Raw genomic sequence first — 15,602 nt, forward strand, 5'->3', positions numbered from 1 at the left:
TACGACCATAATTATGATTAAAAACTTTATTAAAACCGCACTTCGCAACCTTTGGAAAACCAAAGGTTACAGCTTTCTAAATATTTTTGGACTGGCGGTCGGGATTGCTGCGGCATCGTTGATTTTTTTATGGGTTGAAAATCAGTTGAGCTTCAACGATAATTTCGCCAACAAAAAGGATATCTACATTGTCAAATCAAAACAGACATACGATGGAGCCACCTATGTATTTGAATCTACCCCAGGACCCTTTGCCCAAAGCATAGCGAAAGAAATCCCAGGCATCAAGCATGCAGTACGCATAAGCTGGAATTCGCCAATGCTGTTTTCCGTCGGAGACAATAATATATTTCAAAATGGTGTATATGCCGATGGAAGCATCGCTGATGTGCTATCCCTTGCATTTCTTGAAGGGGATCGAAAGACTGCCTTTGATCAGGTCAATAACATTGTATTATCAGAAACTGCAGCGAAGAAATTATTTGGCAACCGTCCTGCCTTGGGAAAAACCGTCAAAACAAACAATAGTGAGCCATTTATTATTGCGGGGGTAATCAAGGACCTCCCCAAAAATAGCAGCTATGATTTTCAATGGCTCATCCCTTTCAAAAAATTTGAAGCAGGTCAGGATTTTCTAAAAAATTGGGGGAACAATAGTGTTCAAACCCTAGTTCAGGTCGAAGATAATGCCAACGTCGATCAGATTAACAAGCAGATGATGGATTTCGTCAAACACAAGACCAATGGTGAAGTCACTTTTTCACAGAATTTCCTCTATCCAATGGAACGTTGGATTACCTACAATCAGTTTGATAACAGTGGTATTGAAAAAGAAGGTGGCATTAAAAATATCCGTTTATTTACCTTCATTGCATGGGTTGTCTTACTGATCGCCTGTATCAATTTCATGAATCTTGCAACTGCAAGATCTGAAAAAAGAGCAAAAGAAGTTGGGATGCGCAAAGTGGTTGGTGCAAGTCGCAAATCGCTCATTGTGCAATTCTTGGGAGAATCCCTTGTTTTGGCAATTATTTCCTCTCTTGTTGCTATATTACTAATCTATATCTTCATCAGGCCGTTCAACACCATGATAGGCCAGGATCTTCAGGTTAATCTTTTAGCCCCCTCACACCTGCTATTTTTAACGACAATAACATTAGCATGTGGATTATTTGCAGGTAGCTATCCCGCATTTTTCCTTTCGGCATTCAAGCCGCTTTCAACGATCAAAGGGGCGAAACAGAAGGCCGGTAGTGGAAGTCTCGTCCGTAAAGGGTTGGTCATCCTGCAATATACAGCCTCAGTTGTGTTAATTATCTGTACCATTATCATCTACCAACAGATTCAGCACAACAAGAACAGAGATCTCGGTTTTGATAAGAGTCAGGTGTTGACTACAGCGCTACAAGGCGATATGGCCAAACATCTGCCGCTCATTAAAAATCAATTATTGGCAACAGGGGTTGTTCAAGAAGTCGGTGTCAGTGACATGAGTATCCTCAATATCAACTCCAATACGTCCGGTTTTAGCTGGGATGGAAAAGATCCAAATGCCAGTATTTTGATTGGTATGTTACGTTCTGATGAGGGCCTTATTCCAGCTTTAGACTTAAAGCTTTTTGATGGTAGAAACTTTCATCAAAATTTTGTGGGCGACAGCACATCGGTTGTCATCAACGAAGCATTTGCAAAACTGATCAAAAAAGATGGCCTTGTGGCCGGTAACATCATCAGCTACGGTGAGGAAAAGTTTACTATCGCCGGTGTCGTCAAGAACTTCGTTTATAACAATGTGTATGCCGATCCTGAGCCGATGCTGTTTCTACCAATGAATAGAGATAATGGGATCATGACCATTAAGACAAAGGCTGGAGTAGATTTACCAGATGCCATTCAACAAATCGAGAAGGTCATCGTCAAAAATAACCCAGGCTTCCCTTTTGACTATAAATTTTTAGATGACAGTTTCAATAATAAGTTTAAAGCGGAGCTTTTTGTACAGCAACTATCCAGTGTATTTGCACTGATGTCTATCATTATATCCTGCTTAGGTCTATTTGGTTTAGCCGCCTTTGCAACAGAGCAACGCGCAAAAGAGATCAGCATTCGTAAAGTCTTGGGCGCCTCTGTTTCGGGACTTATCCAAATGCTCAACCGTGAATTTGTCATTCTTGTAGCAATATCATGTATCATTGCCTTTCCTATTGCATGGATGATCATGAGCAAATGGCTAACTAATTATGCACATCATATCGATATTTCCTGGACCATTTTTATCATCAGTGGTCTGACAGCTATTATCATTGCCCTATTGACCATCAGTTCACAGGCATTTAAAGCAGCGATAGCCAATCCGACAAAGACTTTAAGAGATCAATAAACACTAAAAAAGAATTTAATAACAGAAATAGTAACTGTCCAAAGCAATTTCGCCAAGGATACAAAACATAAAAACCATGAGCACAAAAAATATGATCAAAATCACAAATCTTCAAAAGTATTACCGCACAGAAGAAGTTGAAACCGTCGCATTAAACAACCTCAATATCCATGTCAAAGAGGGAGAGTTTGTTGCTGTAATGGGGCCTTCGGGCTGTGGGAAATCGACTTTACTCAATATCATTGGTCTATTGGATGATTTGGATGAAGGAAGCTATCTATTCAACGAGATTGAAGTTGCCAAATTCAAAGAACGCGGTCGCTCAGATCTTCGCAAACATAACATTGGTTTTGTGTTCCAGAGCTTCAATTTGATCGATGAGCTGACCGTATTTGAAAACGTGGAACTTCCACTGGTTTATACCAATGTTCCAGCAGCAGAACGCAAAAAACGTGTAGAAGAAGTTTTGGAAAAAGTGCAGATCATGCACCGTCGCAATCACTTCCCACAACAGCTTTCCGGAGGTCAACAGCAACGTGTGGCTGTCGCTCGTGCGGTTGTCAATAATCCCAAACTGATCCTTGCCGATGAGCCTACGGGTAACCTCGATTCCAATAACGGCAACGAAGTTATGCAACTCCTGACTGAATTGAACGAGGCCGGCACAACCATCGTCATGGTAACACACAGTGAGCACGATGCAAAATTCTCTGACCGTGTAATCCGCATGCTAGACGGACAAGTGATTATGGAAACAACTTCGGTATAAGACAACTCATATATAACCAAGATATTAATCCTAATAACCTATAGATGATGAGCACGATTAAATTAATTTTCAGACAATTATGGCGCAACCGTCTTTTCACATTTTTAAATGTATTTGGGCTTGCCATCGGAATAAGTGCCTGTTGGCTAATTTTCCGTATCGTCAATTATGAATTTAGTTTTGACCAGCATCATCCGGAAAGTGAGCAGATTTACAAGGTCCATACCTCCTATGAGGAAAAGGATAAATTAGATCATTTCGATGGTGTTCCCGCACCATTACCGGCATATATCAAGGAAAACTTTGTCAATGTTGAACTGACAGTACCCATCTTTAAACAATACTTCGAGCGTGTCAGTAATAATCGCGGAGCGCAGAAAATAGAGTTTGAAGATCAGCCCGAAATCATCGGTACCACGGGAGACTATTTCAAAATGACACCTTATGTTTGGTTAGCTGGCGACCAAAGGAATATACTAAAAAATAGCCATGAAGTCATCCTGACAGAATCGCGGGCTAAATTGTATTTCCCAAACACGTCAATAGACCAAATCATAGGACAGACCTTATCCTATGATAGTACATTATACAATGTCGCCGGTATTGTAAAAGATCTAGCTCATCCAAGCAGCTTTTTGGGTAAAGAATTTATCCGGATTCCAGAACAGGAATGGAATAGCACAAACTGGAACAATTCAAATTCCAATTGGCAGCTCTTTATTAAGGTAAAATCATCGGCTTCCCTTCCTAACCTCATAAAGACAGCCGACAAAAAGGCGTATGAGATGACACATGCTGAATTTGACAAGTTTGGATTTAAAATGCATGTAAATACAGTTCCTTTAAAAGACTTACATTTTACTTCTTATGCGCAAAATAATGTTGATCAGAAAATAATGTACGGTCTTATCGGCATAGGTATATTTTTGCTCTTACTCGCCTGTGTCAATTACATCAATCTCGCTACAGCCCAAATCCCACAACGCGCCAAGGAAATTGGTATCAGAAAGACATTGGGAGAAAGCCAGAAAAGAATTACAAAATCCTTTCTGCTAGAAACATTTTGCATTACGGCTTTTTCGGTGCTTTTATCTTGGCCTTTACTTATTCTCATTCAAACAGTTTTAGCCGCATATATTCCCGATCAGCTCAAGCTATATCCAGATCCCTGGGGTGTATCGCTATTTTTAGCAACACTTACAATTACGATTACTTTAATTTCCTCAGGTTATCCGATTTTATTGACAAACAAAGTCAAGATTGTTGAAGTCATTAAAATCTCGAATGCGCAAACGCTCAAATTTGGCAATCTTTCTTTTCGAAAAATGCTCATTGTTTTTCAATTTTTGATTGCCCAGCTATTTGTTATTTCAACTTGCATCATTGGTCTACAATTGAAACATGCACTACAGAATAACTACGGCTTTGATAAGGATGCGATCATTACCCTACGTTTTCCGAGTAAAAGCTATCAGGACAGTAATGTTGATCCTTTTGTTTTCAAACAAGCGATTAAGCACATCGCAGGTGTTGAGCAGGCTTCCTTGGGGCATCTGCCCATGAGTAACGACCATTGGGGAAATGCCTTGTTTGCCAAAAGTGATACGGGACAGTTACAAGCCGATGTACAAATGAAATTTGTCGACCAAGATAACTTTAAGCTCTATAATTTTAAAATGCTTGCTGGCCGCCCGCTGCAATTGGCCGATACGAGCACAGGCATCGTGTTAAACTTAGCCAGCGTTCAAAAATTAGGTTTTAAATCTGCTGAAAACGCTGTAGGGAGCTTTGTTACGTATACCGACAAACAGCGCCAGATTGTGGGGGTAACCGACAATTTTCACACAAAAAATCTCCATGCAGCCATTCAGCCTGTCGTTATGCTAAGTTCCGTTAAAAAATGGGAATTAAACAGACTAAGTGTCAAACTCAATAATAATTCAGCTACCTGGCCCGAAACATTAAAGCAGATTGAAAAAGAGTGGCAAAAATATTATCCAAAAGCGCCATTCAAATATGATTTCTATGATCAGCAAATCAAAGAACTCTATAGCAGTGATCTAAAATTCTCGAAGATCATCAATCTATTTACATCAACGACAATTCTCATCAGCTGCCTGGGATTGATCGGACTGGTTACCATCACGACGGTACAGCGTACAAAAGAAATTGGTATTCGAAAAGTGTTGGGAAGTACGGTACTGGGGATTATTGGATTATTATCAAAAGATTATATCAAACTTATACTCATTTCTATTTTGATCGCTACCCCAATTGCTTGGTGGACGATGCACAAATGGTTGGATGATTTTGCTTATAAGATAGATCTATCCTGGTGGATGTTTATCATTCCAGCTGTAGCAACCCTACTCATTGCATTTTTTACAATGAGCTACCAATCCATAAAAGCAGCGCGTGCAAACCCAGTAAATAGTTTAAGAGATGAATAAAATAGTAAATAAGCTCAATAGTGATCAAGGAGAATGATGGGAATCAGTCATGATCCCATCACAATCCTTGTTTTGAATAAAGCGCCACAAGGAGTGACAAAAAAACAAAGTTAATCAAAGAAAGCCTATCACCATGATAAAGAACTATTTAATAACCGCAATTAGAGAATTAAGGAAACGGAAATTCTATACCGCGATCAATATATTAGGTCTGTCGGTCAGCCTTACTGCCTCCATATTAATTATTTTCTGGGTACAGGACGAAAAGAGCTTTGATAAATTCCACCCAGATTTTGAACAGATTTACAAAGTCAATTCTCATTTGGATCCCGAGCACAACGGTTCGATATGGGGGACATCTCCCGGGCCTATAGGAAACTATGCACAAAATGTACCGGAGGTAGATTACGCAACGCGTGTTTCACAGGATTACAATACCACGTTGGTCAATGACAAACTGAAACGTCCGGTAACTGATATGAACATCTATTATGTAGATGGTAATTTTTTCAAGATGTTTCATTTCCCCTTGAAAGAGGGCTCGCTTGCAGGTTTTCAGGAAAATTATAAACAGGCACTTATCACCCCATCAACTGCTGAAAAACTTTTTAGTACGCAAAAAGCCATTGGAAAAACTTTCCGTTATCAGAAAGATCTCTTCACCGTAGCAGGTATCCTAAACGATGTTCCACAAAACTCCTCCATGCAATTCGATGTCGTTATCCCACTGGGGTATCATGCACAGCGGTTTACAAACTGGGGCGGCAACGGTAAATGGAAAACAATAGATGAAGATATGGGCAACTATAGTTTTTCAACGTATATTAAAGTCAAACCTCATGCTTCTGCAGCACTTATCGGAAAATCGGTCACAGACACTTATACCAAAGCCCGCGACGGTGAAAACTCGACTATATTTGTTTTAGATCCACTCAAAACCATGCATTTAATCGCTCCTGACGGAAATAAATCGACACTTCGCATGGTTCAGATTTTTGGGATCATTGCGATATTGCTCCTAGTGATCGGTGCGGTAAATTATGTCAATCTAAGTACTGCAAGAGCATTGGATCGGGCGAAAGATGTTGGTATCCGTAAAATAATCGGCGCCAACCGTCTCCATTTATTCCTACAATTTATCACCGAAACTGTTGTTGTATTTCTTTGTTCACTACTGATCGCTTTCATCCTTATCGTGATCCTTCATACCGGATATAATCAGATCGCACAAAAATCAATCAGTCTAAATTTCCATAACACGACGATATGGCTGTATATTGGGGCAGCAATTATAGGCACATTGGGACTGTCCAGTATATATCCTGCGATACAGCTTTCCTCGTTCAATCCCATTCATTCGTTAAAAGGAAAATCAATAAAAGGTGTTTCCTCGAATACCATGCGTAAAATATTGGTGGTTTTCCAGTTTACACTCTCCGTAACGCTAATTGTATGTACGCTGATTATTAAAAAGCAATTGGACTTTATCCAAAAGATCAATTTGGGGTATGATAGAGATCATGTATTAACACTTGGTCTTCCTGAGGAGGCTTACAAACATATGGACGCGATACGTGCTGAACTAAAAAGCAATGAGGCGATACAAGGGGTTTCCCTATCAAGTTTATACAACATGACCGATTTTGGAAATGCCACGGGCGATATCGATTGGCCCGGCAAGTCCAAAGACAACAAACTCATTGTTGCTCAAGCGACCATCGATAAGGATTTTATTCCTTTGATGAACATGCAATTCCTCGAAGGAAAAAACTTTAGCGGAATGCCGGTTGATTCGTCCGGCTATATCATCAACGAGACTTTGGCGAAACAGATGGGATTAAAACCGCCGTACGTGGGATCCAATATGAGTTTCCACGATTTCCCTGGACAAATTATCGGTGTTGTGAAAGACTTCCACTTCAAATCCATCAAAGATAAAATAGGCCCAATGGTCTTCTGGACGCGCTGGGGATCGGGCACACTTTATGTTAAAACGAGTACGACAAAAGCCCCTGAGGCCATTAAAGTTTTAGAAAAGATCTATAACCGCTATCCATCAGACGCCCCTTTCAAATATACTTTCATTGATCAGCAATTTGATAGTCTATATAAATCCGAGCAGCGCACAGGTTTGTTGTTCAATATTTTCGCTGGCATCGCCATTTTTATATCTGCTTTAGGTCTGTTTGCGTTGGCAACTCACGAAGCGCAAATGCGTGTAAAGGAAATCGGTATCCGTAAAGTTCTTGGCGCTAGCACCTTTGGAGTCGTCCGTCTATTGGGGAAAAATTTCGTGATACTCGTCTCCATTTCCATTCTGATTGCCTGCCCTATTGCAGTTTACCTGATGAAACAATGGTTAAGCAATTTTGCCTATAAAACAGATCTAGAGGTGCAAACATTTGTCTTCGGTGGTATCTTGGCCTTGCTGATCGCCATTTTCACCGTCAGCTATCAGGCTGTTCGGGCAGCTTTATCCAATCCCGTAGATAGTTTAAGAGACGAATAATAAGAAAAATACAGTAAAAGTGGATTAAACATATTGATACACTAAAACTAAAGAATAAAGCGATGATCAAGAACTATATAAAAATAGCCTGGCGCAATATCTCCAAAAATAAAGGGTATTCAACCATAAACATAATTGGCTTGGCAATAGGATTAGCCTGTTGCCTATTGATAGCAATTTATGTGCAAAATGAATTGTCATACGACAAATATCATGTGAATAAAGATCGAATTTACCGCATCGTCCATGACTATAAAGATGTAAGCAGCACAGAACAGCATCAAATCTGGGGCAATGGTCCAATCGGTGAAGCCATCAAAGCCGATTTTCCTGAAATCGAAAAGGTCGTTCAATTTTCAGGGCAAACGTCTATCCTGCTCAAACAAGGCGATAAAAGATTCCAGGAGGAAAATGTATTTTTCATGGACTCTACTGCATTTGATGTCTTTAGTTGGAAGGTTTTAGCCGGCGACCCGCATACAGCCTTAAAGAATGCCTATTCTGTCGTATTAACAGAAAGTACCGCTAAGAAATATTTCGGAGATCAAAATCCCATTGGCAAGACGCTTGAGGGAGGTTTAGCTGCTGGTCGTGCCGATGCAGGTCTATATACTGTAACGGCAGTAATGGCCGATGTCCCCCCTAATTCACACTTTACGTTCGATGCATTGCTCTCGATGAGTACATTCCGAAAAGCACGGCCGGACGTATTTAATAAAGAAGGCTGGGATTATGTAGACTTCTACACGTACTTTCTCGCTTCAAAAGACTTTGATCCTGTAAAGTTCGACCAGAAAATACCGAAGTTTCTCAAGCGGCAACTCCCAACAAATGAAAACCCAAATGCAAAATACAATTTCCATATCGAGCCACTTCTGCAAGCTTACATGCACTCGTCTGCGGATCGTCAACCCGGTACCAATGGAAGCTATCAGAATTTATACATATTCAGCATTATTGGCGGATTCATCTTACTGATCGCCTGTGTGAACTTTATGAATCTGGCTACATCAAGGTCAATGGAAAGAGCAAAGGAAGTCGGCGTACGAAAAACCATAGGAGCAAGCAAAAGCAATCTGATCTTTCAGTTTATGTCTGAATCATTGGTTCTTGTATTCGTCAGTAGTATTTTGGCGATACTGCTCGTTATGGCCTTTCTCCCCTTTTTGGAAGCATTCTCGGGCAAACACCTCAATTATTCGTCCCTGAAAAATGGGACGACCTGGGCAATATTCCTATTCACCACCATTTTTACGGGACTTCTTGCTGCCAGCTATCCCGCGTTGATTCTAGCAAATTTCAAACCGATTGCAGTACTTAAAGGAAGTTATAGCAACAGCAAAGGGGGTACATTATTACGTCGCGTATTAGTTGTTTTCCAATTTTGCCTTTCTATTGCGCTCATTGCAGGTACAGTCGTCGTCTTTTCTCAACTAGATCAATTACAGCACCGAGATCTTGGATTTCAAAAAGATCAACGGCTTGTGATAGATTATAATTTCGATGATAAGGTAAACAATAACCTGGAAGCGATAAAATCTACACTAGCAAAAGATAAAGATGTATTGTCTGTCACGGCATCACGTACGGTACCGGGAACATTTTTTCCAAATGCAGGAACAGAAATCATGTCAGCAAACGGAACGATGAGTCAATTTGCTCCTTTCTTATATGAAGTCGATGTTGACTTTATTCCTAATATTGGTCTGCAAATGGCCGCTGGGCGTGCCTATTCCAGGGATTTCCCAGCGGATACGGCCCATTCACTTGTTATCAATGAATCTGCTGCAAAACAATGGGGCTATTCAAATCCACAAGATATTATTGGCAAGCAATTTCGTCAATGGGGAAGAGAAGGAACGGTTATCGGTGTAGTGAAAGATTTCAATTACCTTTCTTTACACCGTAAGATTGAGCCTTTAGCTTTGCGACTTGAACCAAGCAGCAGCCGCTATTTAACCTTAAATATCCAACATGTAAACCAGCCTGAGACCGTTGCCAGAATCGGCAAGCTGTGGAATGAACTTGTACCAAACCGTCCATTTTTATATAGCTTTCTTGACGACAATTTCAATCGTCAATATGAAGCGGATTTTAATTTTAGAAGACTTTTCACAGCCTTCTCCGGACTGGCACTTTTTATTGCCTGTTTAGGTTTATTGGGACTTGTTACATATACAGCCCAACAGCGTACCAAAGAAATCGGCGTACGGAAAGTTCTCGGTGCATCCATCTATAATTTAATCCTCCTACTCTCTTCCGACTTCATCAAGTTATTGGCTGTAGCTCTCCTCATCGCGACACCGCTATCTTGGATGGCGATGAGAAAATGGCTTGATAACTTTGCGTATCACATTGAACCACAATGGTGGATGTTTGTCTTTGCTGGTTTTGCTACAATCATTATCGCATTAGTAACGGTGAGTTTTCAAACACTCAAGGCTGCCAAGGCAAATCCTGTAGATAGTTTAAGAGACGAATAACAATATAATTTAATCCCATCACGATATTCCAGCTATGAACAACCTCCTATTAAAATCGGCAATTCGACAACTTTGGAAGAATAAACTATTCTCCCTATTAAATATTATTGGACTAGCCATCGGTATTACGTCATGTTGGGTCATATTTAAGATTGTCAATTATGAGTATAGTTTTGAAGCTGGAGTTCCTCAGCTTGATCGAACCTATCGGATCATTTCTCAGTTTAAAAATGATGGCAAGGATAATTACAATGGGGGATTGGCCAAGCCATTTTATCAGGCCATCCGAAAAGAAATTCCGGGCGTGGAACTGGTCGCTCCAGCATTCAGAAATTATCAAATGGAATCTGTCACAATCAACAAGGGACAAAAAAATCAAAAACTTGTCGAGGACTTTGATGAGGCTGAAGGCAATGTGACGGAGACTACCAGCGACTACTTCAAGCTCGTTGGCTACAAATGGTTAGCAGGTTCACCTGAGAAAGCATTTTCAACTGCCAACGACATCGTATTGACAAAAAAAAGGGCTGCCATTTATTTCCCAAACCAGGCTGTACAGGGCTTAATCGGCAAAACCATCTTTTATAACGACAGTATACCCAAAACAGTAACTGGCATTGTTGATAACCTTGGCTTCAACACGGAGTTCAATGGCACAGAATTCGTCTTGCTTAAAGAAGAAGTCTACCCACTGAATGTCTGGACGAATACCAATGGTACTGACAGACTTTATATCCGATTAAAAGATGGTGTAAAAGACCTTCCAATCCAGGCAACTATCAATAAAATCGGACAAAAAAAATGGCAGGAATTCAGCCAGGAAAAAAAACCTAAGTTTGACTACAACCGTAAGGTCGTGGTCATGCCACTAAAAGATTCCCATTTTGCAGTCCACATAAAAGAATGGTACGCCGAAAGAACAAGCAAAACCGTTATATATGGATTAATTGCCGTAGCTGCCTTTCTGATGCTTTTGGCCTGTATCAACTATATCAATCTTAGTACGGCACAAATCCCAGCGCGGAGTAAAGATATTGGTGTCCGTAAAACATTGGGAAGTAGTCAGGGAAAATTGGTTAGCCAAATTATTTTTGAATCGCTTTTAACCATTGCCATTGCACTTGTTTGTTCGGTCTTTCTGACGAAACTGGCCTTTTTCTATTTTCAGGAAATGATTCCGGAGAAAGTAAAGGATTTTACAAGTTCGACGACATCAATGCTGTTTATCGCAGTTTTACTGACCGTAACGACTTTAATTTCCTCGGCATATCCTTCTTGGTTAATTAAAAAGGTACAGCCTGTCAATTTATTTCGGGCTGGCAAGCAGTTTCAAATCGGAAAAACACAAATCAACCTTCGGAAAACGTTGATTGTATTCCAATTCTTTATTGCTCAATTCTTTACGGTTTCAGCACTCATTATCGGCCAGCAACTCTCCTATACCCTCAACAAAGATATGGGATTCGACAAAGATGCTGTTGTTACTTTCGATCTACCTTCCAAGCTCATCAACAAATTTTATGAGGAAAAACTGGATCAAAGTAAGAAACAAACACTCCTACATGAGATCCAAAAAATAAAAGGTGTTTCGGCAGCGTCAATCGGTAGCAAGCCCCTATCAAATAATTATTCATCATCTTGGTTTCATCGACAAGACCCTACACTAAAAGAAAAAATTTCATCCGATATTTTCTTTAAAAATGCAGATCCGAATTATATAGCTGTATATGACATGAAGCTAATCGCGGGAAATAACCTACCACAATCAGATACTGTCAATGCCTATATTATCAATGAATCTGCAGTAAAAGCTTTTGGTTTCAAATCCCCACAAGATGCCATAGGAAAATCTATCGGTCAGGAAGACAGTATGTTTCCGATAGTCGGTGTTATTAAAGACTTCCATGCCCAGGAATTCTATAAAGAGATCACACCTTTGGCTTTGCGCAGTTTTAGTCGCGGTGCTTATACCTTCAATATAAAACTATCGGGAAACAGCAAAGAATGGAAAACCAGTATCCAAGCGATCAATAAAGTATATACACAGTTTTTTCCGGAACTCCCGATAGAAATAAAATTCTACGATGAAACGATCGCTTCTCTTTATCAAAAAGAGCAAAATCTGGCCAAATTAATTAACGTGAGTACAATTGTTGCTGTTTTAATCGGTTGTTTGGGTCTCTTTGGGCTGATTACCCTTGCGGCTTTCCAACGCAGCAAAGAGATCGGTATCCGTAAAGTTTTGGGTGCGAGTATTCCAAGTATCTTTCATTTATTAGCAAAGAACTTCGTACAACTCATTTTAATCAGCATCCTAATTGCCGCACCATTGACCTGGTGGACGTGTAGCAAATGGCTGGAAGATTTTTACTACCGCATCGACCTTACGGCAACACCTTTTATCTTAGGCGCTGGGCTTGCACTATTTGCGGCAGTACTGACCATTAGTTTTCAATCGATCAAGGCGGCTATCCAAAATCCTGTCAATAGCCTACGGGACGAATAGCGACACGAGTATATCAAATTGGAGGATTAACAAAAAACGAAATAACAATGATTGTAAATTCACTTAAAACAGCCTATCGTTTTTTTAAAAAACATAAGTTGATCACGTTTATCAATATCACGAGTCTTGCGATTGGTATTACCGCGACGCTGGTTATTTTCCTGATGATCCAATACGACTACAGTTTTGACAAACATGTTCCCAACCAACAACAGGTCTATCGTGTTGTCAATAACGGAGAGTTCAAAAATGCCGGCGTCTACGTACCGTTGGTACGCACCATGCAAGCAGAGTTACCCAACTTGGAGGCCGTAGCCCCGATTTATCGAAGCCATGTCCAAAAGCTGAAAGTTTCTCTGGCAACAGACAAATTCCAGACTTTCCCGAAAGAACAGAAGATGGTATTCACGAACAGTCAATATTTCGATATTTTCCCTTCAAAATGGTTGGCTGGAAGTGCTAAGGCTTTGAATTCATCCGGAAATATTATCCTTACAGAGAAAACATTAGAAAAGTTTTATGGAAAAGAACTGCCTGCAAATGTGATTGGCAAAACCATCATCTATGCAGATAGTATCCCACTTCAGGTCGCCGGTGTAATTGAAAATCCGCAGCATAATTCGGATTTCAATTTTGAAAGCTTCATCGCTGAGTCGACGATCCCTCAGGATAACAATTTAAAAAACATGTATACATGGGAAGCTTGGAATAGCATATCGGATTCACATCAGGTGCTCATCAAAACAAAAGCACAAAGTAACCCTCTTTTAATAGAGCGTAATATCGCGAATCTCCTGAAGAAATATAAATACAAAGAAGGAGAGAAAATTAACGATAAGCTTGAATTACAAGCATTGGCGGATGTACATTTTGATACAAGATTTAATTATGACGCCCCCCATCCGGAAGCACTACGCAACCTTATTTTACTTGCAATCTTCCTCTTAGCCCTGGGGGCCGTAAATTTTATCAATCTATCCACGGCTCAGTCTATTGAAAGAGCCAAAGAAGTGGGCATTCGTAAGACGTTGGGTAGTTCTAAAACTACATTGATCAAACAGTTTTTGATCGAAACTTTTCTGATAACTTTGACCGCAACAGTACTTGCGGTCTTATTATTGCCATTGTTCTTACATGTCTTTGAAGGATTTATTCCGAAAAACCTAAGCATGGAAGGCCTGGACAAAACCGTTATTGTTTTCTTTCTATTTGGACAATTGGTCTTAGTAACCTTACTAGCCGGATTTTACCCTGCCTGGGTACTGACAGGATATGCTCCGGTGCTAGCGCTCAAAAACCAGCTTGGAAAAAACACGAATCTTTCCCGAAGCGCATGGATACGCAAAGCACTGACTATTTTCCAATTTGTATTAGCTCAGGCTTTTCTAATTTGTGTACTGGTTGTTGTCCGGCAAATCAATTACGTCTCCCATCGAGACATGGGTTTTCAAAAGGACGCTATTGTTAATGTCTACATTCCGGGAGCTTTCCAAAATTCGGCAAAAGGTGTAGTCCTTAAAAATGAGCTCAAAAAGCTAACGGATATTAAGGCAATCAGTTTCGGGAACATTGCACCCGCGATGAACGGCTGGATGACTACCGCAATCTCTTACGATCAATCGCCGGACAAGGAATCCTTGACTTTTGATAGCCGCTCTGGTGATGAAAACTATTTAGATGTTTATCAGATTCCACTTTTAGCGGGAAGAAATATCCGTTTATTGGATTCAACAAGTGAAATGTTGATCAATAGAAAAGGACTTGAACTACTGCATATCAAAAACCCGCAGGATGCCATTGGTAAAACCTTCGAAAATGGACAGAACATCATCGTTGGTGTAATGGAGGATTTTGATTTGTCTTCAGCGCGACAAGGGGTTAAACCAGTTCTTTATACAGGCAGTAAAGAAGGATATGTACTCCATATTGCCTTGGATCAATCGCATCCTGAAAACTGGAAAAACGCCATTGATAAAATAACATCAAGCTACAAATCGGTGTTCCCTGATGATGAATTGGACCTACGGTTTGTAGATGAGGTCATCCAGAACTTCTATACGCAAGAGAAGCAGCTGTCTAAGCTCCTTTCTTGGGCAGTAGGACTCTCTGTGCTAATTGCTGGATTAGGCTTATTTGGACTTGCCATATTTACGGCAAATCAGCGCACAAAGGAAATTGGAATTCGCAAAGTATTGGGGGCTTCTGTTTTCCAGATCACATTTTTACTGCTTCGGAATTTGCTATCACTGGTTGCAATAGCCTGTCTGGTAGCTTTTCCAATTGCTTATTATTTTATGCATAGCTGGCTGAACGACTTTGTTTACCGAACCACAATAAGTCCCTGGATTTTTGGGCTGTCAGCCGTAGGGTTGATTGCCTTTGCAAGTCTTGTACTATCAACCAAAAGTGTCTTTGCAGCAAAAGCAAACCCGATCAATAGTCTAAGGGATGAGTAAATCAGCGAGTAAAAGAGATAGGCTTATGTGTATTCATAACATGTATTAA

7 protein-coding genes are annotated in these 15,602 nt (G+C 40.3%); all 7 read left to right on the top strand.

Going from position 1 to position 15,602, the window contains the following annotated elements:
• The first annotated feature begins 13 nt into the window (after positions 1-13).
• The 7 genes from L1283_RS20465 to L1283_RS20495 all read left to right on the top strand — a co-directional run bounded on the left by L1283_RS20465 (position 14) and on the right by L1283_RS20495 (position 15,553).
• Positions 14-2,380: an ABC transporter permease gene (locus tag L1283_RS20465; RefSeq protein ID WP_429626401.1), complete on the top strand. Its 2,367-nt coding sequence runs from the start codon at positions 14-16 to the stop codon at positions 2,378-2,380.
• 91 nt (positions 2,381-2,471) lie between these two features.
• Complete coding sequence (locus L1283_RS20470; RefSeq protein WP_046672289.1) at positions 2,472-3,149, top strand: ABC transporter ATP-binding protein; 678 nt, start codon at positions 2,472-2,474, stop codon at positions 3,147-3,149.
• 44 nt (positions 3,150-3,193) lie between these two features.
• A complete protein-coding gene (locus tag L1283_RS20475) occupies positions 3,194-5,599 on the top strand; it encodes an ABC transporter permease (RefSeq protein WP_424544434.1) in 2,406 nt (801 codons plus the stop codon).
• Between the two features lie 133 nt (positions 5,600-5,732).
• Positions 5,733-8,108, top strand: a complete 2,376-nt coding sequence (locus L1283_RS20480) for an ABC transporter permease (RefSeq protein WP_088160329.1) — start codon at positions 5,733-5,735, stop codon at positions 8,106-8,108.
• Between the two features lie 62 nt (positions 8,109-8,170).
• Complete coding sequence (locus L1283_RS20485; protein WP_088160328.1) at positions 8,171-10,591, top strand: ABC transporter permease; 2,421 nt, start codon at positions 8,171-8,173, stop codon at positions 10,589-10,591.
• A gap of 34 nt (positions 10,592-10,625) precedes the next feature.
• Complete coding sequence (locus L1283_RS20490; protein ID WP_429626402.1) at positions 10,626-13,097, top strand: ABC transporter permease; 2,472 nt, start codon at positions 10,626-10,628, stop codon at positions 13,095-13,097.
• Between the two features lie 47 nt (positions 13,098-13,144).
• Entirely contained in the window at positions 13,145-15,553 is a 2,409-nt protein-coding gene (locus L1283_RS20495) for an ABC transporter permease (protein ID WP_088160326.1), read from the top strand.
• Positions 15,554-15,602 lie beyond the last annotated feature (49 nt).

It is taken from the genome of Sphingobacterium sp. HSC-15S19, assembly GCF_050433745.1.
Lineage (GTDB): Bacteria > Bacteroidota > Bacteroidia > Sphingobacteriales > Sphingobacteriaceae > Sphingobacterium > Sphingobacterium siyangense.